This is a genomic window from Geodermatophilus aquaeductus (assembly GCF_900182545.1).
Taxonomy (GTDB): Bacteria; Actinomycetota; Actinomycetes; order Mycobacteriales; family Geodermatophilaceae; genus Geodermatophilus; species Geodermatophilus aquaeductus.
On record NZ_FXTJ01000001.1, the window covers coordinates 274,288 to 296,681 of the forward strand.

The 22,394-nt window shown below is 77.0% G+C and carries 25 protein-coding genes and 1 riboswitch; of the genes, 5 read left to right on the forward strand and 20 right to left on the reverse strand.

Features of this window, described 5'->3' with window-relative positions; translation table 11 throughout:
• Positions 1-10 precede the first annotated feature (10 nt).
• From FN207_RS01340 to FN207_RS01355, 5 genes are all read right to left on the reverse strand, one after another.
• On the reverse strand, positions 11-373 hold the full coding sequence (locus FN207_RS01340) for an NADH-quinone oxidoreductase subunit A (protein ID WP_425459840.1): 363 nt from the start codon (positions 371-373) through the stop codon (positions 11-13).
• Between the two features lie 153 nt (positions 374-526).
• Positions 527-1,801: a geranylgeranyl reductase family protein gene (locus tag FN207_RS01345; protein ID WP_142456572.1), complete on the reverse strand. Its 1,275-nt coding sequence runs from the start codon at positions 1,799-1,801 to the stop codon at positions 527-529.
• Positions 1,802-1,850: 49 nt separating this feature from the next.
• Complete coding sequence (locus FN207_RS01350) at positions 1,851-2,531, reverse strand: phosphoribosyltransferase (protein ID WP_142456573.1); 681 nt, start codon at positions 2,529-2,531, stop codon at positions 1,851-1,853.
• An 11-nt stretch (positions 2,532-2,542) separates the two neighbouring features.
• Positions 2,543-2,689: a hypothetical protein gene (locus tag FN207_RS26070; RefSeq protein ID WP_170149164.1), complete on the reverse strand. Its 147-nt coding sequence runs from the start codon at positions 2,687-2,689 to the stop codon at positions 2,543-2,545.
• Between the two features lie 61 nt (positions 2,690-2,750).
• A complete protein-coding gene (locus FN207_RS01355) occupies positions 2,751-3,470 on the reverse strand; it encodes a demethylmenaquinone methyltransferase (protein ID WP_142456574.1) in 720 nt (239 codons plus the stop codon).
• Positions 3,471-3,506: 36 nt separating this feature from the next.
• On the opposite strand from FN207_RS01355, the gene FN207_RS01360 reads away from it, so the two are divergent.
• A complete protein-coding gene (locus FN207_RS01360) occupies positions 3,507-4,778 on the forward strand; it encodes an isochorismate synthase (RefSeq protein ID WP_142456575.1) in 1,272 nt (423 codons plus the stop codon).
• A gap of 99 nt (positions 4,779-4,877) precedes the next feature.
• Here the strand turns inward: FN207_RS01360 and FN207_RS27220 are convergent, their stop codons facing one another.
• Entirely contained in the window at positions 4,878-6,032 is a 1,155-nt protein-coding gene (locus FN207_RS27220) for a LysM peptidoglycan-binding domain-containing protein (RefSeq protein ID WP_281282120.1), read from the reverse strand.
• A 5-nt stretch (positions 6,033-6,037) separates the two neighbouring features.
• A riboswitch (cyclic di-AMP (ydaO/yuaA leader) is annotated at positions 6,038-6,204 on the reverse strand.
• Between the two features lie 370 nt (positions 6,205-6,574).
• Between FN207_RS27220 and FN207_RS01375 the strand changes: the two genes are divergently transcribed.
• The gene (locus FN207_RS01375; protein WP_142456576.1) at positions 6,575-6,958 is read left to right on the forward strand and encodes a VOC family protein; all 384 of its coding nucleotides are present in this window, start codon (positions 6,575-6,577) and stop codon (positions 6,956-6,958) included.
• A 6-nt stretch (positions 6,959-6,964) separates the two neighbouring features.
• Here FN207_RS01375 and menD read toward each other — a convergent pair whose 3' ends face one another.
• Both menD and FN207_RS01385 read right to left on the reverse strand, forming a co-directional pair.
• Positions 6,965-8,641: a 2-succinyl-5-enolpyruvyl-6-hydroxy-3-cyclohexene-1-carboxylic-acid synthase gene (gene menD, locus FN207_RS01380; RefSeq protein ID WP_142456577.1), complete on the reverse strand. Its 1,677-nt coding sequence runs from the start codon at positions 8,639-8,641 to the stop codon at positions 6,965-6,967.
• A complete protein-coding gene (locus FN207_RS01385) occupies positions 8,638-9,597 on the reverse strand; it encodes an o-succinylbenzoate synthase (protein WP_246065667.1) in 960 nt (319 codons plus the stop codon). The genes menD and FN207_RS01385 overlap by 4 nt, the downstream gene beginning before the upstream one ends.
• Positions 9,598-9,638: 41 nt before the next feature.
• Here FN207_RS01385 and menE point away from each other — a divergent pair, with 41 nt between their 5' ends.
• Positions 9,639-10,778 (forward strand): o-succinylbenzoate--CoA ligase, encoded by a 1,140-nt coding sequence (gene menE / locus FN207_RS01390; RefSeq protein WP_142456578.1) that lies wholly within the window; start codon positions 9,639-9,641, stop codon positions 10,776-10,778.
• Complete coding sequence (locus FN207_RS01395) at positions 10,778-11,650, forward strand: 1,4-dihydroxy-2-naphthoate polyprenyltransferase (RefSeq protein WP_142456579.1); 873 nt, start codon at positions 10,778-10,780, stop codon at positions 11,648-11,650. The genes menE and FN207_RS01395 overlap by 1 nt, the downstream gene beginning before the upstream one ends.
• Before the next feature lie 7 nt (positions 11,651-11,657).
• On the opposite strand, the gene FN207_RS01400 is transcribed toward FN207_RS01395, so the two are convergent.
• Both FN207_RS01400 and FN207_RS27225 read right to left on the reverse strand, forming a co-directional pair.
• Positions 11,658-11,966, reverse strand: coding sequence for a DUF4229 domain-containing protein (locus FN207_RS01400; RefSeq protein WP_110905950.1), 309 nt, complete (start codon positions 11,964-11,966; stop codon positions 11,658-11,660).
• 29 nt (positions 11,967-11,995) lie between these two features.
• Positions 11,996-12,646, reverse strand: a complete 651-nt coding sequence (locus FN207_RS27225) for an Lrp/AsnC family transcriptional regulator (RefSeq protein WP_281282128.1) — start codon at positions 12,644-12,646, stop codon at positions 11,996-11,998.
• Here FN207_RS27225 and FN207_RS26075 point away from each other — a divergent pair.
• Complete coding sequence (locus tag FN207_RS26075) at positions 12,554-12,763, forward strand: hypothetical protein (RefSeq protein WP_185938195.1); 210 nt, start codon at positions 12,554-12,556, stop codon at positions 12,761-12,763. The genes FN207_RS27225 and FN207_RS26075 overlap by 93 nt on opposite strands.
• Positions 12,764-12,808: 45 nt before the next feature.
• Here the strand turns inward: FN207_RS26075 and FN207_RS01410 are convergent, their stop codons facing one another.
• The 10 genes from FN207_RS01410 to FN207_RS01455 form a co-directional block, all read right to left on the reverse strand.
• Complete coding sequence (locus FN207_RS01410; RefSeq protein ID WP_142456580.1) at positions 12,809-13,147, reverse strand: hypothetical protein; 339 nt, start codon at positions 13,145-13,147, stop codon at positions 12,809-12,811.
• A gap of 116 nt (positions 13,148-13,263) precedes the next feature.
• Positions 13,264-14,223: a c-type cytochrome biogenesis protein CcsB gene (gene ccsB / locus FN207_RS01415; RefSeq protein WP_142456581.1), complete on the reverse strand. Its 960-nt coding sequence runs from the start codon at positions 14,221-14,223 to the stop codon at positions 13,264-13,266.
• Complete coding sequence (gene resB / locus FN207_RS01420) at positions 14,220-15,857, reverse strand: cytochrome c biogenesis protein ResB (protein ID WP_142456582.1); 1,638 nt, start codon at positions 15,855-15,857, stop codon at positions 14,220-14,222. The genes ccsB and resB overlap by 4 nt, the downstream gene beginning before the upstream one ends.
• Entirely contained in the window at positions 15,854-16,672 is an 819-nt protein-coding gene (locus tag FN207_RS01425) for a cytochrome c biogenesis CcdA family protein (protein WP_142456583.1), read from the reverse strand. Before FN207_RS01425 ends, resB begins: the two co-directional genes overlap by 4 nt.
• The gene (locus FN207_RS01430) at positions 16,672-17,301 is read right to left on the reverse strand and encodes a TlpA family protein disulfide reductase (RefSeq protein ID WP_142456584.1); all 630 of its coding nucleotides are present in this window, start codon (positions 17,299-17,301) and stop codon (positions 16,672-16,674) included. The genes FN207_RS01425 and FN207_RS01430 overlap by 1 nt, the downstream gene beginning before the upstream one ends.
• Positions 17,298-17,930 (reverse strand): histidine phosphatase family protein, encoded by a 633-nt coding sequence (locus FN207_RS01435; protein WP_142456585.1) that lies wholly within the window; start codon positions 17,928-17,930, stop codon positions 17,298-17,300. Before FN207_RS01435 ends, FN207_RS01430 begins: the two co-directional genes overlap by 4 nt.
• Positions 17,930-19,309: a glutamate-1-semialdehyde 2,1-aminomutase gene (gene hemL / locus FN207_RS01440; protein WP_142456586.1), complete on the reverse strand. Its 1,380-nt coding sequence runs from the start codon at positions 19,307-19,309 to the stop codon at positions 17,930-17,932. Before hemL ends, FN207_RS01435 begins: the two co-directional genes overlap by 1 nt.
• Entirely contained in the window at positions 19,306-19,836 is a 531-nt protein-coding gene (locus tag FN207_RS01445) for a hypothetical protein (RefSeq protein WP_142456587.1), read from the reverse strand. Before FN207_RS01445 ends, hemL begins: the two co-directional genes overlap by 4 nt.
• A 10-nt stretch (positions 19,837-19,846) precedes the next feature.
• Positions 19,847-20,848: a porphobilinogen synthase gene (gene hemB, locus FN207_RS01450; RefSeq protein ID WP_142456588.1), complete on the reverse strand. Its 1,002-nt coding sequence runs from the start codon at positions 20,846-20,848 to the stop codon at positions 19,847-19,849.
• Positions 20,849-20,859: 11 nt separating this feature from the next.
• Entirely contained in the window at positions 20,860-22,389 is a 1,530-nt protein-coding gene (locus tag FN207_RS01455) for a bifunctional uroporphyrinogen-III C-methyltransferase/uroporphyrinogen-III synthase (RefSeq protein ID WP_142456589.1), read from the reverse strand.
• Between the last annotated feature and the right edge of the window lie 5 nt (positions 22,390-22,394).

The following is a 22,394-nucleotide window of genomic DNA, read 5'->3' on the forward strand; positions in this document are numbered from 1 at the left end:
CTCATGACCGTCAGTCCCACTCGAGGCCGCCGCGGCGCCAGACGTAGGCGTAGGCGAGGAAGACGGTGGCGATGAACACGACCATCTCGACCAGGCCGAACAGCCCCAGCGCGTCGTTGGCGACGGCCCACGGGTAGAGGAAGACGATCTCGATGTCGAAGACGATGAAGAGCATCGCCGTCAGGTAGTACTTCACCGGGAACCGGCCGCCCTGCAGCGGCTGGTCGACCGGCTCGATGCCGCACTCGTAGGCCTCGAGCTTGGCCCGGTTGTAGCGGCGGGGGCCCACGAACGGTGCCACCGTCACCGAGAACAGGGCGAAGGCCGCGGCGAGCGCGAACAGCCCCACGATGGGCACGTACGTGGACAGCACAGGGCCTCCCCTCGGATCCAACGGCGCTTGTGAAGAAATTCACAAACTGGCTCCATGAGCCTATGCCGCGGTCCTGCGGATCGGAAGCGCGGGGGGTGAGTGAGTTCACACCGTCGCGTCACGGTCTGGTCACGGACACGGACCGCCGCGCGGTCAGACCGAGGGCGTCAGCCGGGTGAGCAGGGCGATCGTGCGGTCGAAGCGGTCGCCGTCGCGGCCGTCGGAGAGGTTGCCCATCAGCCGCAGCGCCGCGCTGACCATCGCCGGGCGCTTGAGCCCGTGCGCCGTGGCGAAGCGGACGAGGCCGGGGCGGTCGAGCAGCGCCAGGAAGGCCGTCCCGAGGCGGTGGTGGCGGCCGTAGGCCTCCTGCAGCCGGGCGGGGTAGCCGCGCAGGACGGCCTCCCGCGCCGGGCCCTCGGGCGCCGCCAGGGCCGCGGCCGCGGTCTCCCCGGCCATGCGCCCCGTCTCGAGGGCGTAGCTGATGCCCTCGCCGTTGAACGGGTTGACGACGCCGGCCGTGTCGCCGGCCAGGAGCAGCCCGCGCGTGTAGGCCGGGCTGCGGTTGAGCGCCATGGGCAGGCCGGCGCCGCGCAGCGGGGTGACCGCGTGCTCCTCGCCGAGCTGCCACTCCGGCGGCAGGGTGGCCAACCAGCGCCGGAGCACCGTGCGGGGGTCGACGTCGCCGCCGCGCCGGGTGTCGAGCAGGCCGAAGCCGACGTTGGCGGTGCCGTCGCCCATGCCGAAGGACCAGCCGTAGCCGGGCATCGAGTCGGCGGTGGGGCCGTCGGCGGAGAGGTCGAAGGAGATGTCGAGGTAGGGGTCCTCGCCGCGCGGCGTCTCCACGTAGCGGCGGACGGCGACGCCGAGCGGGCGGTCCTCGCGGCGGGTCAGCCCGATCGCCTTGGCCAGCCGGCCCGAGAGGCCCTCCGCGGAGACGACGAGCGGCGCGCGCCAGGTGACCGGCTCCTTGCCGGGACCCGCCTGCGCGCGCACGCCCACGACCCGGCCGGCGTCGTCGAGCAGCGGGTCGGTGACGGTGACGTCCTGCTCGAGCCGGGCGCCGGCGGCCACGGCGTGCTCGGCGAGCATCGGGTCGAGGTCCTTCCGCGCCCGGATGAGGCCGTGGTCGGGCCACGAGGACAGCCGTGGCCAGTCGACCTCGACCACCTGGCCGCCGCCGAAGACCCGCAGCCCGCGGTGCCGCACCCAGCCGGCGGCCGGCGAGACGTCGACGCCCATGTCGTCGAGCGCCTTCACCCCGCGGGGGGTGAGGCCGTCGCCGCAGACCTTCTCCCGCGGGAACCGGGCCTTCTCCAGGACGACGACGTCGCGCCCGGCACCGGCCAGCGCCCAGGCGGCGGCCGATCCCGCGGGTCCCGCGCCGACCACCACGACGTCGGCGCTGCCCCCGCCGGCCGGACTCGTCACGCGCTGGCTCCCTCGTCGTCGTCGGCCCCGGGTGGACCGGCGTCCGAGCCTAGGCGGGCCCCGGACCCGCGGCGCCGGCGAGCGCGGAGCGGACCTCGTCGTCGGTGGTCTCGCCGAAGTCGTCGTAGTGGCTGCCCACCGCGCCGAACGGCTCGGGGGTGAGCGGGCAGACCACCTCGTCGGCGTCCAGCGCGGCGCAGACGTCGGGGGTGCCCACCGGGACGGCGACGACGACCGCGGCGGGGCCGGCGGACCGGACGGCGGCGAGCGCGGCGCGCATGGTGGAGCCGGTGGCCAGGCCGTCGTCGGCGAGGACGACGGTGCGGCCGGCGAGGACGGGCGGCGGGCGGTCGCCGCGGTAGGCGGACTGGCGGCGGCGCAGCTCGGCGAGCTCGGCGCGGCGGACCTGCTCGGCGGCGCCGGGGTCGACCGCGACCCGCGCCAGCACGACCTCGCTGCGGACGCTCTCGACCGCCTCCCCCACGGCCGCCAGCGCGCCCATGGCCAGCTCCGGCCGGCCGGGCAGGCCCAGCTTGCGGACGGCGACGACGTCGAGCTCGGCGCCCAGCGCGGCGGCGATCTCCGCGGCGACCAGGACCCCGCCGCGGGGCAGGCCGAGGACGAGCGCGCCGGGTCCGAGCGGCACGGCGGTCGCGCGGGCGGGGTCGGTCAGGCACGCGGCGAGCTGCCGGCCGGCGTCACGCCGGTCGCGGTAGGGACGGCCGTGCACCGCGCGGCCGCTCAGACCGGCTGCGGCCCCGTGGGCGGAGGCGCGGTCGGGTCGGTGGGGCTGGGCTGCGGCAGCGGGGCCGGCGACGGCGGCGAGATGGGGTCCACCGGGGACGGCGACGGGCCGGGCGGCTCGGGCATCGGGGTCGGTGTCGTCATGTGCTGACGCTATGCCCGGGCGGGCGTTGTGGGACCCCCGTTCGCGTCGCGCGGACGCCGGTCAGGGGCGGCGGGCGCGGTGCAGGGCGACAATCCCGCCGGTGAGGTCGCGCCACTCGACGTCGGCCCAGCCCGCGGCCTGGATCCGCGTGGCCAGCGCGGCCTGGTCGGGCCACGCGCGGATGGACTCGGCCAGGTAGACGTAGGCGTCGGGGTTGCTGCTCACCGCGCGGGCGATCACCGGCAGCGCCCGCATGAGGTACTCGGTGTAGACGGTGCGGAACGGCGCCCACGTGGGGCTGGAGAACTCGCAGACGACGAGCGTGCCGCCCGGGCGCACCACGCGGGCGAACTCGCGCAGCGCGGCGTCGGGGTCGGCCACGTTGCGCAGGCCGAAGGAGATGACCAGTCCGTCGACGCTGGCGTCGGCGAGGGGCAGCGCCATCGCGTCGCCGGCCACCTTGGGCACCGGCCGGGCCGCGCCGGCGCGCAGCATCCCCTGCGAGAAGTCGCAGGCGATCGCGTGCACTCCCCCGGCGGCCAGCTCGACGGTGGAGACGGCGGTGCCGGCGGCCACGTCGAGGACGACGTCCCCCGGCCGGGCACCGAGCGCCTCCCGCGTGGCCCGCCGCCAGGACACGTCGCGGCCTCCGGAGAGCACGGTGTTGGTGAGGTCGTAGCGGCGCGCGACGCCGTCGAACATGGCCGCGACCTCGTGCGGCTGCTTGTCCAGACCGGCCCGCCGTCCGGCGGTGTGTGCGCTGTCTCGCCGGTCTGCCACGGCGGACGACGCTACCGGCTGCCTACGCTGGGGAGCGTGACGGCAGCGGCGGTGACCTCGCGGGACGCCGTCGCGCCCGCGTCCACCACCGTCGCCCTGCCCGACTCCCCCGACCTGCTCGCCCTGCTGCCCCGCGAGGGCGCGCTGTCGTGGGTCCGCCGCGGCGAGGGCCTGGTCGGCTGGGGCGAGGCCGACCGCCTCGAGGTCTCCGGCCCCGGCGCGCTGGCCGAGGCCGCCGCCTGGTGGGCCGAGCGCACCGCCGGGCCGGCCGTCGACGACGTGGGCGTGCCCGGCTCCGGCCCGGTCGTGTTCGCCAGCATCGCGTTCGACCCGGCCGTCGGGACGTCGGTGTTCGTCGTCCCGGAGGTCGTCGTCGGTCGCCGCGACGGCGTGGCCTGGGTGACCACCACCGGCGACGCCGACCCGCGCGACGTCCTGCCCGCCTCCCGCGAGCCGCTGCTCCCGCCGGCGTCCCGGCTCCGCTACGCCGACGGCGCCCTCGACCCGGCCACCTGGTGCGGCGCGGTGTCGGCCGCCGTGGACCGCATCGGCGACGGCGACCTCGCCAAGGTGGTGCTGGCCCGCGACCTGCTGGTCACCGCCGACGTGCGCCTGGACCCGCGCCGGCTGCTCGACCGGCTGGCCGCGCGTTTCCCCGACTGCTGGACCTTCGCCGTCGACGGCCTGCTCGGCGCGACGCCGGAGTTGCTGCTGCGCCGCACCGGCCGGCAGCTGTCGGCGCGGGTGCTGGCCGGCACCGCCCCGCGCGGCGCGGGCGCCGAGGACGAGCGGCTGGCCGCGGGCCTGCTGACCAGTGCCAAGGACCGCGCCGAGCACGCCCTCGCCGTCGACTCGCTGGTGCGCGCGCTGGACCCGTACTGCACCGCGCTGTCGGTGCCGGAGGGGCCCTCGCTGCTCACGCTGGCCAACGTGCGGCACCTGGCCACCGACGTCGTCGGGACCCAGCGCCGGTCGGGCGCGCGGGGGAAGGCGGGGCTGCTCGAGCTCGTCGACGCCGTCCACCCGACCGCCGCCGTCTGCGGCACCCCGCCCGACCGGGCCGCGGCCGTCATCGCCGAGCTCGAGGGCATGGACCGCGGCCGCTACGCCGGGCCGGTGGGCTGGCTCGACGGCCGCGGCGACGGCGAGTTCGGCCTGGCCCTGCGCTGCGCGCAGCTCAGCGACTCCGACCCGTGCTCGGCGCGGCTGTTCGCCGGCTGCGGCATCGTCGCCAGGTCCGACCCCGCCGCCGAGCTGGCCGAGACCCAGTCGAAGTTCGCCGCGTTCCAGGCCGCGCTGGAGAGCTGACGCGGCCGGGCCCGCACCGGCGCCGGCCGGGTTGAGCGGTCGGGGACGGCGAGGGCCCCGGCCGCGCAGTGCGGTCGGGGCCCTCGTCGGGGGCGGGGATCAGCCCGCGTAGTTCACGTGCACGTGGTCGAAGTGGTTCGCGGTCACGCCGCCGCGGTCCTCCATCGCCCGCCAGGCGGCGTCCGGCGAGGTGAGGATCCGCTGCTCCCAGATGACGTACTCGACGCCGAGCTCGGCCCAGTGGTCGATGTGGTACTGGGCGATCGCGTCGCCGAGGGCGGCGTCGGACATGACCATGTAGTCCACGGCCAGGCCGGACGGGTGACCCGCCGGGTCGACCGCGCTGGCGCGGGTACCGCCGAGGGTGATGTCGGCGGCGCCGGGCACGTTGCTGACGACGGCGTCGGCGGCGGCCTGCGCCTGCGACTTGAGCGCGCCGGCGGTGTTGGACACGTGCGCGGTCGCCGACGTCGGCGCGACCTGCGGAGCCGCCTCGGCCAGCGGCGGGGTGGCGGCCGGGGCCGCGTTCCCGGCGACGACCGCGGTCGTCTCCGGCGCCGCGGGAGCCGCGGGCGCCGCGGGCGCCTCCGCGACAGGTGCCTCGGCGACGGAGCCGCTGACGGCGAGGACCTGGCCGGGGTAGATCCGGTTCGGGTTCGAGCCGATGACCTCGGCGTTGCGCTGGTACAGCTCGCGCCAGCTCTGGGCGTGCGCGGCGGCGATCTTGGCGACCGTGTCGCCCCAGCGGACGGTGTAGTCCTCGGTGGCGGCCTCGGCCGCCGCGGGCGCCGCCTGCTCGGCGGCGGGAGCGGCCGCGGGGGCCTCGACCACCGGGGCCGGAGCCGCGGGCGCCTCGGCGGCGGCCGCGGTCGTGCCACCGGCCAGGTACTTCCCGCAGGACGGCCACGCGCCGATGCCCTGCCCGGCGAGGACCGCCTCGGCGATCTGCACCTGCTGGGCGGGGGTGGCGAGGTCGGCGTGCGCGGCCAGATCGGTGCCGCCGAACGCGGCCCAGGTCGACTGGCTGAACTGCAGGCCGCCGTAGTAGCCGTTGCCGGTGTTGATGGCCCAGTTGCCACTGGACTCGCACTGGGCGACGCCGGACCAGTCGTGGGTGACGGAGGGGGCGTCGGAGGCCGAGGCGGCGGGCGTGCTCAGGACGCCGAGCCCGACGGCTGCGGCACCGGCGGCGACGGGGGCCTTGGCGATGACGGACTTGGTGCGGACATAGCGGGGTGCGCGGTGCTTGGGCATGAAAGTGATCTCCCGATCGCCGCCGGCGAGGTGAGCTGTCGGGTTCGGGCGATCGGTGCCCGGCCGCGGTCTGCGGCTTCACCCCGAGGCGCGCAAGGACAGGCCCCCGTGAGCCGTCGCGCGCCAGAAATGGGTCCCCCACCCCTGCCCTGGGAGTTGACGTGGGCGACCGGTGGGCAGGGTTTGGCGGACCGGCGCCGCGCTCTCTTGTTTGCTGAGCGCAGCCAAAACGTTACATATGGTCATGTGAACTGTCGTCGTGACGGCGGTCACATCGGGTGTCACCGCGGTGCTCGTGGGGCATCCCGTGACGTCGTCGTGATCGGGGGAGGCGGCCGGCGTCGCCACCTGCGGGGTTCCGGAACGCGCTGTTCGCCCCGCGTGGACGGACCGTTCCGTCCGCGGGGAGCCGGCCGCCGTCGGGGCGGGGCCGCGCCCCTTCTGCCGGGCGCCGTCGTGTGACGCACGCCATGACCGCGCCGCCCGCACGGACCGCGCCGCGGACCTCCCTGCGCCTCCCCCGACCTCCCTAGGGTCCCCGCATGGACATGCGACTCGAGGTGATCGGCATCCCGGTGAGCGACGTCGAGGCGGCGAAGGCCTTCTACGTCGACAGGGTCGGCTTCCTGCTCGACCACGACGTCAGCCCGGCTCCCGGCATGCGCGTGGTGCAGATGACCCCGCCGGGCTCCCCCTGCTCGGTGGTCATCGGCGAGGGCATGCCGCTCGGCGAGCCCGGCACCACCAAGGGCCCGCAGCTCGTCGTCGAGGACGTCGACGCGGTGCGCGGCGAGCTCGCCGGACGCGGCGTGCAGATCACCGAGGTCCAGCAGCTCGGCCCCGAGGGAGCCCCGGGCTCGCGGTTCGCGTTCTTCGCCGACCCCGACGGGAACGCCTGGTCGCTGCAGGAGATGCGGCGCTCCTGACCCGGCTCAGGCCAGCGCGCGGCCCGCGGCCTCGCGGAGGGATCCGGCGAGGTCGGCCTCGGCGCGCTGGTCGGTGCGGACGACGACCACCCGCGGACCGCGCAGCGCCAGGGCGGCCGGCAGCTCGTCCGCCGAGCCGATCGCCGCCGCCTCCCAGCCCATGGCCCGCGCGACACCGACCAGGTCGCGGCCGTGCGGGGTGCCGAACACCCGCCGGTAGTCGCGGGCGTACGCCGGCCGGCCCGGCTCGAGCTGGGCGAAGATCCCGCCGCCGTCGTTGTCGGGCACCACCACGGTGAGGTCGGGACGCGCCTCGCCGTCACCGGTGAGCAGCCCCTGCAGGTCGTGCAGGAACGTGAGGTCGCCCATCAGCGCCACCGCCGGGCCGCCGTGCGCGAGCGCCGCCCCCACGGCCGTGGAGACCGTCCCGTCGATGCCGGCGACGCCGCGGTTGGCCAGCACGGTCAGGTCCCCGCGCGGCACGGCCAGCCGGTCGACGTCGCGCACCGGCGTCGAGGAGCCGAGCACCAGCAGCGCGCCGGGCGGCAGCGCGGCGACGACGTCGCGGGCCAGCCGGGCGGCGGTCAGGCCCGCCTCGGCGTCGAGGGCGGCGTCGACGGTCGCGCCCACCCGGTCGGCGGCCGCCCGCCAGGCCGCCGCCCACGCGCCGTTCCCCGGCGGGCCGGACGGCGGCGCGGCACGGGTGACGAGGGCCGCCGCGCGGCCGGCGTCGGGCCAGCGGGGCGTGGTCACGACGGTCTCCACGCGCACCCGCGGGTCGGCCAGCAACGCCGACACCGGCCGGGACAGCGTCGGGCGGCCCACGACCACCACGCGCTCGGGGCGGTGCGCCTCGACCCAGTCGGCGACGCCGAGCAGCAGCGCCCCGCCGCGGACGGCGCCGTCGGTCCAGGCCCCGCCGCTCGGCTCGGCGACCACCGGCCAGCCCGCCGCGGCGGCGCCGGCGGCCCAGGCGCGGCCGACGGCGGGCGGCCCGTCGCCGGCGACGACGAGGGTGTGCGGCCCCTGCCCGAGGGGCTCAGCCGGCAGCGCCGACGGCGTCCCCGCGGTCCACGGCGCGCCGTCGTCCCGGCCGGCCCACGGGCCCTCCAGCGCCGGCTCGCCGTCGGGCAGCAGCGGGTCGCGCAGGGGCAGGTTCAGCTGCACCGGTCCGGGATCGCCCGACAGCGCGCCGGTGGCCGCCAGCAGCGCCCGAGACACCACCGAGCGCCAGTAGCGGTTCTGCGCCGCCTCGCGGCCGGCCTCGGGCACGCCCACGTCGGCCGCCCAGCGCACGGCGTCGCCGTAGAGCCCGGGCTGCTCGATCGTCTGGTTGGCCCCGGTGGCGCGCAGCTCCGGCGGCCGGTCGGCGGTCAGCGCCAGCAGCGGCACCCCGCTGACGTCGGCCTCGAGCACCGCGGCGTGCAGGTGCGCGGTCGCCGTCCCGGAGGTGGTGAGCACCGGCACCGGCCGGCCGGAGGCGCGGGCCAGGCCGACGGCGAGGAAGGACGCCGTCCGCTCGTCGATCCGCACGTGCAGCCGCAGCCGCCCGTCCCGCTCGGCGGCCGCGAGCGCGAGCGCGACCGGCGCCGATCGCGACCCGGGCGCGACGACGGCGTCGCGGACCCCGCCGCGGACCAGCTCGTCGACCAGCACGCGGGCCAGTGCGGTGGAGGGGTTCACGCGGCGAGCACCGCACCCAGCCGCTGCGTCCAGCGCGCGGCCACGTCGTCGGGGGCCGGGACGCCGGCCAGCCGGTCGGGCTCCGGGCGGGTCACCGGCAGCGCGCCGTCGACGGGCAGCAGCGGGGCGCCGGTGACGTCGCCGTCGAGCAGCGCGACCGTGGCCAGGCCGCAGGCGAAGGGCAGCTCCGGCAGCGCCGCGGCCAGCGCGACGCCCGCGGCGATGCCCACCGAGGACTCCAGTGCGGAGGAGACCACGCACGGCAGGCCGTGCGCCTCGGCCACCCGCAGCGCCGCGCGCACCCCGCCCAGCGGCTGCGCCTTGAGGACGACGACGTCGCCGGCCTCCCGCAGGTCGACGCCGAGCGGGTCGCCGGCGCGGCGCACGCCCTCGTCGACGGCGATCCGGACGTCGACGCGGCGGCGCAGCGCGGCGAGCTGGGCCAGGGTGGCGCAGGGCTGCTCGACGTACTCCAGGCCCACCCGGTCCAGCTCCCGGATCCGCGCGACCGCGGTGTCGACGTCCCACGCGGCGTTGGCGTCCACCCGGACCGCGCCGGCGGGGCCGAGCGCGTCGCGGACGGCCTCCACGCGGGCCAGGTCCTCGGCGGCGGTCTGGCCCGGCTCGGCGACCTTGACCTTCGCCGTGCGGCAGCCCGACGCCGTCACGATCGCGTGCGCGCGCCCGGCGTCCACGGCGGGGACGGTCACGTTGACCGGCACGGACGAGCGCACCGGCGCGGGCCAGCCCTCGAGGGCCGCCTCCGCCGCGGCCGCCCACCAGCGGCGGCTCTCGGTCACGCCGTAGTCCCAGAACGGGGAGAACTCGCCCCAGCCGGCCGGGCCGTGCACCAGCACGCCGTCGCGGACGTCGATGCCGCGGAAGCGCGTCCGCATCGGCACCGACCACACCGCCACCCGGTCGATCCCCGCGGGGAGGCCGGCGAGGGTGATCACGCCCGTCAGCGTATGTCGGGCGCGACGTAGGCTCGTTCGACGTGCCCCGGCAGCTGACCGTCCTCCCCGCGCCGGACGGACCCGACGCCGTCCTCGGCACGGTGCTGCCCGCCGTCCGCGCCGCCCTCGAGGGCACCGCGCCCCTGGCCGTCCTCCCGTCCGGGCCGCCCGCGGCCGCCGCCCGCGCGGTCCTCGCGCCGGACGAGCCGCTCGAGGACGGCGCCGACCTCGTCGTCGTGACCTCCGGGTCGACCGGCGGCGGGCGCGGGGTGCTGCTCCCGGCCTCGGCGCTGACCGCCTCGGCCGCGGGCACCGCCGCCCGGCTCGGCGGGCCGGGCGCCTGGCTGCTCGCGCTGCCGGTGTCGGCGATCGCGGGGATGCAGGTGCTCGTCCGGTCGGTCCTCGCCGGCACCGTCCCGACCGTGCTGGCGCCCGGCGAGGACCTCGCCGCCGCGGTCGCCCGGATGCCCGCCGGCCGGCGCTGCACGGCGATGGTCCCCACCCAGCTGCGCCGGTTCCTCGACCGGGAGCCGGAGGCGCTGCGCGCGTTCGACGCCGTCCTCGTGGGCGGCGCGGCCACCGACCCCGCCCTCCTGGCGCGGGCCCGCGAGGCGGGCGTCGCCGTGGTGACCACCTACGGCATGACCGAGACCGCGGGCGGCTGCGTCTACGACGGCGTCCCGCTCGAGGGCGTGCGCGTGCGGGTCGACGCCGAGGGCATCGCCGTCGGCGGGCCGGTGCTCGCCCTCGGGTACCGGCGCGACCCCGGGGGCACCGCCGCGGCGTTCGCCGGCGGGGAGTTCCGCACCCGCGACGCCGGGGCGCTCGGCCCGGACGGTCGGCTCACCGTCCTCGGCCGGCTCGACGACGTCGTGGTGACCGGCGGGGTCAACGTCGCCCCGCAGGCGGTCGAGGGCGCGCTGCGCGAGCACCCGGCCGTCGCCGACGCCGTGGTCTTCGGCCGGCCCGACGACGAGTGGGGGCAGCGGGTGGTCGCCGCCGTCGTCCCGGCGCCCGGCGCCGCGCCCGACCTCGCGGCGCTGCGGCCCTGGGTGACGCAGCGGCTGGGCGGCCCGTCGGCCCCGCGCGAGCTGCACCTCATCGGGTCGGTGCCGACCCTGCACACCGGCAAACCCGACCGCCGCGGCGTGGCCGCCCGGCTCGGCGGGCAGGCCCGCTGATGGCCACCCCCGCGCAGTGGGTGGCCGGCGCCCGCCCCCGCACCCTCCCCGCCGCCCTGGCGCCCGTCGTCGTGGGCACCGGGGCCGCGGCCGCGCTCGGCGGCTTCCGGCTCGTGCCCGCCCTGCTGGCGCTGCTCGTCGCCCTCGCGCTGCAGGTGGCGGTCAACTACGCCAACGACCACTCCGACGGCAGGCGCGGCACCGACGCCGACCGGGTCGGGCCGATGCGGCTGGTCGGCTCGGGCGCGGCGTCGGCCCGGTCGGTCCTCGTCGCGGCGCTGCTCGCCTTCGCCGTCGCGGGCGTCGCGGGGCTGGTGCTGGCGGCGCTGTCCAGCTGGTGGCTGGTCGCCGTTGGCGCGGTGTGCATCGCCGCCGCCTGGACCTACACCGGCGGGCCGCTGCCCTACGGCTACCGGGCGCTGGGCGAGGTGTTCGTCTTCGTCTTCTTCGGCCTGGTCGCCGTCGCCGGGACGACGTTCGTGCAGACCGGCCGGGTCGAGGGGCTGGCGCTGGCCGCCGCGGTGCCGATCGGCCTGCTGTCGACGGCACTGCTGGTGGTCAACAACCTGCGCGACGTCGAGGGCGACGCCCGGGTAGGCAAGCGCACGCTCGCGGTGCTGCTCGGCGACCGCGCCACCCGGCTGTTCTACGTGGCGTTGCTCGCCGTCGCGTTCGCCGTCGTCGTGGCGATCGGGATCGGCCGGCCGTGGGCGCTGCTCGCCCTGGTCGCCGTCCCGCTGGCGGTGCCGCCGTCACGGGTGGTGCTCTCCGGCGGCCGCGGGCCGGCGCTGATCGCCGCGCTGCAGGCCACCGGCCTGCTCACCCTCGCCACCGGCGTGCTGCTCGGCGCGGGGCTGGCGCTGTCGGGCTGAGCGGGGCTCAGGCGGCCTCGCCCGACAGGCGGGCGCGCAGCTCCTCCTTGCGGGCGCGGCGGGCGACGCTGCGGGCGGCCAGGCCCTCGGTCAGCCGGTCGCGCACCGGGCGCAGCAGGACCAGCGACACCGGCATCGACAGCAGCAGGCCGAACAGCAGCGCGGGGAAGCCGGGCAGCCCGACCACCCAGATGAGCGCGATCAGGGCGACGGCGATGGCCAGCCGGCCCAGCGTGTAGGCGAGCAGCCACGGCACGATCCGCGGCGGCGTCGCGGGGCCGCCGGTGGGCGCGCCCGGGGTGGTGCTCTCGGCCATGCTGCTGTCCTCCTGCGTGCGGTCGGGCGTCATCCCGTCCGGCCCTCCCACTTCGTGGAGAGCACGACGGTCGTGCGGGTGCGGGCGACGCCCTCGATCCTGTTCAACGCGTTGATGGCCGCCTCCAGTGCCGGGATGTCGGTCACCCGGACCTTGAGGACGTAGCCCTCGCTGCCGGCGACCCGCCAGCAGTCCTCCACCTCGGGCATCGCCCGCAGCGCCGCCTCGACGCCGGTGTCGTCGACGGCGTCGCTCTCGATCACGCCGACCAGCGCGGTCACGTCCAGCCCGAGGGCGGCGGGGTCGACGACGGCCCGGTAGCCGGTGACCACCCCGGAGGCCTCCAGCTTGCCCACGCGCTCGTGCACGGCCGGCGCGGAGAGGCCGACCTGCCGGGCCAGCTCGGCGTAGCTGGCCCGGCCGTTGGCACGCAGCAGGTCGATCAGCTGCCGGTCGACGGCGTCGATGGGAGCGCTCCGTCCTGGTCGGCGTCCGGGGGACGGCGGACCCGGGTCGCGGACCGCCCCACGAGTATCCCCACGCTCGTACGCTGGACGGCAGGGACGTGGTCGAGGAGGGGGAGCCGGGTGGCGGTCGTGCTGCTGGTGGTGGCGTTGGTGGTCGTCGTGCTCGTGATGCGGGCGACCGTCGTCGCCGGGCGTGGACTGCGCAGGCCGCAGCCGCCGACCGCCGGCCCGCGGCCCGCGGACCCGGTCCGCCCGGTGGCGCCCGACGACGACCCCGAGTTCCTCCGCGAGCTCGCCCGCCGCGTCCGGCGCGACGACTCCCCCGCCTGACGCCCGTCGTCCCCGTGCACTTCCGCGGAAGTGCACGCACCTGACCTAGGCGGCGGTGCCGCCGAAGAGACGGCGCCAGCCGCGCGGCCCGGTCGGCTCGGGCTCGCCCTCGGACCCCGTGCCCGGCACGGCCGGGACGGCGTCCATGCGTGCGGTCACGTCGCCCTCGTCGCCTGCGGGACCCCGGTCGAGCGAGCCGGGCCAGCCGAGCCCGCCACCGGTGGTCGTGTCCCCAGGCCAGCCCAGGTCGCCCTCGGTCCCCTGCGCGGTCGCCTCGACCGCGTCGGGGGCGTGCCGGGTCGGCGTCCCGTCGGGCCGGTACGCCAGTGCGGCGGCCACGATCGGGTCGGTCCCGGCTCCGTCGGCGGCTGCGTGCCTACCCACGGTGGTCCCCCGTGCGAGCAGTCATGCGCCCATCGGACCACGAGGGGACGGCGTCCCGCCCGCGTACCCCCTCACCCGAGTGACGGGTGCGCGCGGTGTGACGAACGGGGCGCAGGTCAGTTGACGCCGCCGTAGCTGTGCAGCCCCGAGGACACCATGTTGACGTAGAGCAGGTTGAAGACCATGACGCCGAGGCCCACCACGTTGACCCACGCCGCGGGACGCCCGCGCCAGCCGGCCGTCGTCCGGGCGTGCAGGTAGGCGGCGTAGACCACCCACGCGATGAAGGCCCAGGTCTCCTTGGGGTCCCAGCCCCAGAAGCGGCCCCAGGCGCTCTCGGCCCAGATGGCGCCGGCGATGACGGCGAAGGTCCAGATCGGGAAGCCGAAGACGGCGGTGCGGTGCGCGACCCGGTCCAGCGTGGCGGCCGAGGGGATCCGCGCGACCAGCCGCGAGGACGACGGGTCACCGCCGCGGGCCTCGAACCGGCTGCGGACCAGGTACAGCACGCTGGCGATGCCGCTGACGAAGAAGACGCCGAAGCCGAGGATCGCCGTCGTGACGTGCACGGCCAGCCAGCTCGAGCGCAGCGCCGCCACCAGCGGGGCGCCCTCGACGTAGAGGAACAGCCCGATGGCGACCAGGCTGACCACGACCGGGGCGAGGACGAACAGCCCGAGGTGCCGCAGGCCCGGCGAGCGGACGGCGAGCACGACGAAGGCCACGACGGCGACCAGCACGACCGCGGTGGCGAACTCGTACATGTTGCCCCAGGGCAGCCGGTCGAGGGCCAGCCCACGGGTGACGAGGACGCCGGTGTGGGTGAGCGCGCCGAGGACGGTGAGCAGCATCGCCACCTGCCCCCAGCGGCGCACCGCCGGCGGGTCGTCCAGCGCCGGCGTCTCCACCGCCGCGGGCCCGTCGGCCGGGGCGCCGGCGCCGACCAGCGCGCGCTCGGGCGCCGGACGGCGGCCGAAGGCAAGCTGGGCGCAGAAGGCGACGACGGCCAGCGAGTACAGGCCGACGCTGGTCGAGAACAGGGTGTCCGACAGTCCGGACAGCTGGTCGGCGGTCACTCGGGTGTGCCTCCGGTCGGGGGTGCGGCCCCGGACGGGGCGCGGGGTGCGGCACGGGCGGCCAGGGCCGTCCGCAGGTCGTCGGTGAGCGCCGTGAAGCGCGGTCCGCTGTCGCCGCTGCCGCGGGTCAGCGCGCCGACCTCCAGGACGGTACCGCCGTCCCCGGGCCGGCCGGCGGCGCGGGCGAAGACCCGCTCCCGGCGCAGCAGCAGCATGCCGAGCAGGCCGGCGAGCACCGCGATCGCCGCGGCGAGCACCCACACCTGTCCCGGGTCGTGCGAGAACTGCAGGGCGGCGAACTCCTTGTAGCCGGTGAAGGTCACCGTCGTCCCGTCGGGCAGGGCCAGCGACTCCCCGACCGACAGGTTGCCCCGGGCGACCTCGCTGAGCCGGCCGCGCTCGATCTGCGAGGCGTCGAGCGAGTACACCGACTGCGGCAGCCCGGAGTCCAGGCCGAGGTAGCCCTCGTAGGCCACGATCGCCACCTGCGGCGCGAGCGGCCGCGGGTCGATCGAGGTGAGGATGCCGGCCTGGGTCAGCCCGGTGGGCGCGAAGAACCCCTGCAGGGCCAGCTGGTCGTCGGTGCCGGCGCCGAGGTCGGGGAGCTTGAGCGCGCCCTCGCTGGCCATCGTGCCCTGGTCGGTGGGCAGGAACGGCGCCGAGACGTCGTCGAAGCTGGTCCCGTCGGGGCGGGTGACGGTGAACGTCGGGCTGAACCCGTGGCCGGTGACGTACACGCGGTCGCCGTCGACGCGCAGCGGGTCGTTGACGCCGATCGTCGTGGGCCGGCCCTCGGCACCGGGGGCGCCGTAGGTGATGTCGGCGGTGAAGGAGGACGCGGTGAGGTCCTCCTCGTACTCGGCGCGGAAGTCGTCGAGGCCCACGCAGATCGGCGTCAGGTCGCTGCCCTCGACCAGGGCGCCGGAGGAGTACGTGTCGTACTGCTGGAAGGAGTTGCAGAACCGCTGGCCCTCGGTGACCAGGATGCTGCCCTCGTAGCCCCAGAGCTTGCCGCCGGCCAGGGCCAGCAGCAGGCCGACCAGCGCCAGGTGGAAGACCAGGTTGCCGGTCTCCTTGAGCGCGCCCTTCTCGGCCGACAGCTCGGCGGTGCCGTTCCGCTCGCGCCGGACGACGCGGTAGCGGCGCACGCGCAGCTCCTCCTCGACCGTGTCGAGGGCGTCGGCCGACGGCAGCGGAGTGGCCAGCGCGGCGGAGTCGGGCAGCCGGGTCAACCGGCGGGGCGCGGGCGGCGGCGCGGTGCGCAGCGCGCGGGCGTGCTCGAGGGCGCGCGGCAGCACGCAGCCGATGAGGGAGACGAACAGCAGCAGGTAGACCGCGGCGAACCACGGCGAGCTGAAGACGTCGAAGAGGTACAGCCGGTCGAGCAGCGGCGCCAGCGTCGGGTGGTCGGCGAAGTACCGGCTGACGTTGCTCTGCGACAGCGAGCGCTGGGGCAGCAGCGAGCCGGGGATGGCGGCCAGCGCGAGCAGGAACAGCAGGATGATCGCCGTCCGCATCGCGGTGAGCCGCCGCCACTGGCGCAGCAGGAACCCGCCGGTGCGGCGCAGCGCGGACGGGCGGGCCGACGGCGGGGGCGGCGCGGCGGCCGGCCGCGGCGGGGCGGTGGTCGTCACAGCGGGGCCCCCTCGCCCAGGCCGGTGACGGCGAGCCAGGACCGCAGCCAGGCCATCATCTCGGTCCAGGCGCCGGTGACCAGGAGCAGGCCGACGACGACGAGCACCGCGCCGCCGAAGCGGGTGACGCCGCGGGCGTGCCGGCGCAGGAACGCCGTCGCCCCGACCGCCCAGCGGGCGCCGAGCGCGACGAGCACGAAGGGCACGCCCAGGCCCAGGCAGTAGGCGACCGACAGCAGCGCGCCGCGGCCGGCGGTGGCCTCGGTGTAGGCCAGCGAATAGACCGCCGACAGGGTCGGTCCCAGGCACGGCGTCCAGCCGAGCCCGAACACGACGCCGAGCAGCGGGGCACCGGCCAGCCCGGCCGCCGGCCGCACCGACAGCCGCGCGGTGCGCTGCAGGAAGGGCAGCCAGCCGAGGAAGCCCAGCCCGACGACGATGACGACCGCGCCCATGACCCGGGTGATGACGTCGTCGTACTGGACGAGCAGCCGGCCCAGCCCGCCGAAGGCGGCGCCGGCGGCGACGAAGACGACGGTGAAGCCGAGGACGAACAGCAGCGCGCCGAGCACCATGCGCCCGCGCGGGGTGCGCTCGTCGGTGCGGACGGCGGTCGCCGTGGCTCCCCCGCCGGCCGGGGTGGGCGCGGGGGCGGTCCGGGCGCCGCTGCCCACCAGGCCGGTGACGTAGGACAGGTAGCCGGGCACCAGCGGCAGCACGCAGGGCGAGGCGAAGCTGACCAGCCCGGCCAGCGCAGCGACCGCGGCCGCCACCAGCAGCGGGCCGTCGGCCACCAGGGCGCCGATGCCGTCCATCAGCCCTCCCCGAGCAGCCGGTCGAGGACGGCGCGCAGGTCGTCCTGCGCCACCTCGCCGGTGTAGACGGCGGCCACCCGGCCCTCGCGGTCGAGCACGATGGTGGACGGGATCGCGTTGGCCGGGTAGTCCCGGAACGCGAGCGCGACCTCGCCGGCGGGGTCGTACAGCGAGGGGAACTCGATGCCCTGGGTGTCGACGAAGGCCTGCCCGAACTGCTCGTCGGGCTCCTTGACGTTGAGGCCCAGGAACTCGACGCCCTCGTCGCGGACCTCGGCGTAGACCTCCTGGAACTGCGGCGTCTCCACCCGGCAGGGCGCGCACCAGGAGCCCCAGAAGTTGAGGACGGCGATCTGCCCGGCGAGCTCGTCGGACGTCCAGTCGCCGCCGCCGAGCAGCGTGCCGCCGAAGTCGGGCGCGGCGTCGCGCTCGACCTCGGGGATCACCTCGCCGGCCGGCGTGGCCGCGACGAAGCGGAACTCGCCGCCGTTGCTGACGTCGACGGCGTTCGCGCCGGTGCTGCAGCCGGTGAGCAGGGCGGCCGACGCGAGGACGGCGGTCAGGGCGCGCCTCCCGGGGTCCCCGCGGAAGCGTGGAGCGCCGGCGGAGCGCTTTCGTGGGGTGGTCATGCCCCGGGCACCGCATCGGGGTCGGTGGCTCCGGCCGGCTCGGCGTAGCCGATGCCCGCGACCCGGTCGCCCTCGTAGGTCACCGAGGTCACGCTGGCCAGCCCGCACTGCCGCCGTCGCGGGTCGTGCGCGTACCGCCGGCCCTCTAGGTGCAGGCGCAGGGTCCAGATGGGCAACTGGTGGCTCACGCAGACCGCCGCGCTGCCGCGAGCGGCGTCGCGGGCGGCCTCCACGGCCATGAGCATCCGCGCAGCGATCTCCACGTAGGGCTCGCCCCACGACGGCCGCACGGGGTTGCGCAGCTTCCACCAGTCCCGCGGCCGGCGGGCCACCCCGCCACCGCCGCCGACCCGGGTGCCCTCGAAGGCGTTGCCGGCCTCGATGAGCCGCTCGTCGACCGCCACCGGCAGGTCCAGCGCCTCGGCGATCGGCGCGGCGGTCTGCCGGGCGCGCTCGAGCGGGCTGGACACCAGGTACGTGACGTCGCGGCCGGTGAACCACTCCGCGGCGCGGCGGGCCATGCCCTCACCGGCCTCGGACAGCCGGAAGCCGGGCAGCCGGCCGTAGAGCACGCCGGTGGGGTTGAACACCTCCCCGTGCCGCAGGAGGTGGACGACGGTCGTCTCCATCAGGGCTGCAGCTCCTGGGCGTCCTTGGAGTCCGCGTCGGACGGGGCGTCGGCGGGGTCGGCGGCCGCGGCAGCGCGGGCGGCGGCGGGCAGCGCGTCGAGCACCCGCTCCACGGCCTCGTCGTCGAGCGCGGCGCTGACGAACCAGGACTCGAACGCCGACGGCGGCAGGTACACGCCGCGGGCGAGCATCTCGTGGAAGAAGGCGCGGTGCGCCGCGGTGTCCTGGGTGCGGGCGTCGTCGTAGTCGCGCACCCGGCGCTCGTCGGGCACGAAGAAGACCGAGAACATCGAGCCGGCCTGCTGCACCCGGTGCGGGACGCCGGCGGCGAACAGGGCCGCGCTGGTCGCCCCGCGCAGGGTGACCGCGACCCGGTCGCAGCGCGCGTAGACGTCGTCGGTGCACAGCCGCAGCGTGGTGAGCCCCGCGGCGACCGCGACCGGGTTCCCCGACAGGGTGCCCGCCTGGTAGACCGGCCCGACCGGGGCGAGCTGCTCCATCAGGTCGGCGCGGCCGCCGAACGCGGCGGCCGGCAGCCCGCCGCCCATGACCTTGCCGAAGGTCATGAGGTCGGCGTCGACGGGGTCGAGGCCGTACCAGCCCGAGCGGGACACCCGGAAACCGGTCATGACCTCGTCGAGCAGCAGCAGCGCGCCGTGCTCGGCGGTGATGCGGCGCAGCGCGGCGTTGAAGCCGTCCAGCGGCGGGACGACGCCCATGTTGCCGGGCGCGGCCTCGCTGACGACGACGGCGATGTCGGACCCGCGCTCGGCGAAGACGGCCTCGACCGCGGCGACGTCGTTGTAGGGCAGCACGATCGTGTCGGCGGCCGCGCCGGTGGTGACGCCGGGGGTGTCGGGCAGGCCGAGGGTGGCGACGCCGGAGCCGGCCGAGGCCAGCAGCGCGTCGACGTGGCCGTGGTAGCAGCCGGCGAACTTGACCACCAGCGGCCGGCCGGTGGCGCCGCGGGCCAGCCGCACCGCCGAGAGCACCGCCTCGGTGCCGGAGTTGACCAGCCGGACCCGCTCCACCGGGGCGCGGTCGACGATCTCCTGCGCCAGGTCCAGCTCGCCCTCGGTGGGCGCGCCGAAGGACAGGCCGCGGCGGGCGGCAGCGGTGACCGCCTCGACGACGGCCGGGTGGGCGTGGCCCAGGATCATCGGCCCCCACGAGGCGACCAGGTCCACGTAGCGGCGGCCGTCGGCGTCGCTGAGCCAGGCACCCTGCCCCTGCGCCATGAACCGCGGGGTGCCGCCGACCGCGCGGAAGGCCCGCACCGGCGAGTTCACCCCACCGGGGGTGACGCGCTGCGCGCGGGCGAACAGGTCGGCGGAGACGGGTGCCGCGTAGTCGTACCGCGTCGTGTCCAGCGAGGTCACGGCCCCAGTGTCCCCCTGTCCCCTGAGCGGCCGCCGGGGGTGTCGGGGCCGGATGCGTGTGACGCTCCGCTCCCCGGCAGCGCCGCGAGCAGCGCGGCGGACAGCGCGGCGGGGTCGCGGGTGGGCACGAGCACGGTGCGCCCGTCGGTGAGCCGCAGCGGCAGCCCGGTGCGCCCGCGGGGCAGCGACCAGCCGCCGCCGAGGACGGACGCACCGGCGTCCACGCCCGCCGTCCCCTCGCGGACCGCCCGCAGGTGGGCGGCGTCGACGTCGGCCAGCGGCACCCGCTCGCGGCCCACCGACAGCGCGGCGTCGGGACCGGCTCCGGACACCCGCACCGTCCACACGCGGCGGGCGGCCGAGCACCCGAAGGCGACGGTCCCCAGCACCGCGACGACGGCGAGGACCCGCACCAGCGGCGGCACGTCGGGCCCGGGCAGGACGACGTCCAGGACGACGAGGAGCCCGAGGACCCCGGCGACCAGCCACAGCGGCCGCCAGGAGCCCCCGGGCTCGACGTGGTCCATCAGCGGCCGGTCAGCGCCGCAGCAGGCGCGCGGCCTCGACCGCCCAGTAGGTGAGCACCTGGCCGGCACCCGCGCGGCGGATGGCGGTGAGCGTCTCGAGGATGGCCCGCTCGCGGTCGATCCAGCCGTTGGCCGCGGCCGCCTCGACCATCGCGTACTCGCCGCTGACCTGGTAGGCGCTGACCGGGACGTCGACGGCGTCGGCGACCCGGGCGACGATGTCCAGGTAGGGCAGCGCCGGCTTGACCATGACGGCGTCGGCGCCCTCGGCGAGGTCCTGGCGCACCTCGCGCAGCGCCTCGTCGGCGTTGGGCGGGTCCATCTGGTAGGTCGAGCGGTCGCCGAACTGCGGCGCCCCCTCGGCCGCCTCGCGGAAGGGCCCGTAGAAGCCGGAGGCGTACTTCGCGGCGTAGGCCAGGATCGGCGTCTCGGTGAACGCCCGGCTGTCCAGCCCCCGGCGGATCGCCGCCACCTGCCCGTCCATCATCCCGCTGGGCGCGACGACGTGGGCGCCGGCCTGCGCCTGCGCGATGGCCACGGCGGCGTAGCGGTCCAGCGTCGGGTCGTTGTCCACGACGCCGGCCGGCGTGACCACCCCGCAGTGCCCGTGGTCGGTGTACTCGCACAGACACAGGTCGGCGATCAGCACCAGCTCGTCGCCGAGGTCGGCGCGCAGCTGCTGCAGGGCGACGTTGACGATCCCGTCGGCGGCGTCGGCCTGCGAGCCCACGGCGTCCTTCTCCGACGGGATGCCGAACAGGACCAGCCCGCCGATGCCGGCCTCGGCCGCCTCGTGCGCGGCCTTCCGCAGCGAGTCCGGCGTGTGCTGGACGACGCCGGGCATCGAGCCGATCGGCACCGGCTCGGCGATGCCCTCCTTGACGAACACCGGCAGCACCAGGTCGGCCGGGGCCACCCGGGTCTGCGCGGTGAGCCGCCGCAGCGCGGGCGTCGACCGCAGCCGGCGCCCGCGCGCGAAGCCGGGGTTCGCGCCGCCCTGCGCTGGGTCCACCTGCGGAGGGGTCACTCGCCCTCACCCTCCCGCTGCGCCTCGGCGTAGGCGGCCAGCGCGTCGACCAGCGGCACGACCGCGGCGGCCTCGGGCTGGACGTCGACCCGCAGGCCGAACTCCTGCGCGGTGGCCGCGGTGGCGGGGCCGATCACCGCGACGACGGTCTTCGCGTGCGGCTTGCCGGCGATGCCGACCAGGTTGCGCACGGTGCTCGACGAGGTGAAGCACACCGCGTCGAAGCCGCCGCCCTTGATCGCCTCGCGGACGGCGGCGGCCGGCGGGGCGGCGCGCACCGTGCGGTAGGCGGTGACGTCGTCGACCTCCCAGCCGCGCTCCTTGAGGCCCGCGAGGAGGGTCTCGGTGGCGATGTCGGCGCGGGGCAGCAGCACCCGGTCGATCGGGTCGAGGACGTCGTCGTACTCGGGGAAGTCGGCCAGCAGGCCCTCGCTGGACTGCTGCCCGGTGGGCACCAGCTCCGGCACGATGCCGAACGCGCGGACCGCCTCGGCGGTCTGCTCGCCGACGCAGGCGACCTTCACGCCGGCGAAGGCCCGCGCGTCGAGGCCCAGCTCGGTGAACTTCTCCCGGACCGCGCGCACCGCGTTGGCCGAGGTGAACACGATCCAGCCGTAGCGGCCGGTGACCAGACCCTTGATCGCGCGGTCCATCTGCGCGGGGCTGCGCGGCGGCTCGACGGCGATGGTGGGCACCTCGACCGGCACCGCGCCGTAGGCCCGCAGCCGCTCGCTCATCTCGCCGGCCTGGTCCTTGGTGCGCGGCACCAGCACGCGCCAGCCGAACAGCGGCCGGCTCTCCCACCAGGAGAGCTTGCCGCGCTTGTCGACGACCGCGCCGACGGTGGCCACGACCGGGCCGCTGACGGCGTCGAGGCCGGCGGTCTTCTCCGCGACGGCGGCGAGCTTCGCGACGACGCTCTTCTGGCCGGTGCCCGAGCCGCCGGTGGTGACGACGACCGGCGTGCTGCCGGACAGGCCGCCCTCGACCAGCCGCGCGGCGGCGTCGGGGAGCTGCTCGGCGCCGCCCTGCAGCACCACCGGGGCCTCCAGGGCCTTGGCGGCGGTGGCCAGCGCCGGCAGGTCGACCCCGCCGTCGCGCAGGTCCGCGGTCAGCGAGGTGCCGCCGAGCGCGACGCCGGCGAAGGCCGGGACCGCGGTCGACGGGGCGACGCCGGGGACGACGTCGAAGGGCACCGAGGTGCGACCGACGGCGAGCACCTCCTTGACCGCGGCGTCGGAGGTGAACGGGTCACCGGCGACCAGCCGGACGACGACGTCGCCGTTCTTGGCGGCGGCGACGGCGCCCTTGGCGACGTCGGCCGGCTCGCCGGAGACGACCGTCGGCTCGACGCCGGGGCGGCTGTCGCGGACGGCGTCGAGGAGGGCGGCGGGCACGTCGGGGTCGACGAGCAGCGCCGAGGCCTCGGCGATGGCCGCCGTGGCCCGGGCGGTGAGCATCCCGGGGTCGCCGGGGCCGGCGCCGACGAAGACGACGCGGCCGGGGGTCTTGCGGAAGCGCGTCATCGCGA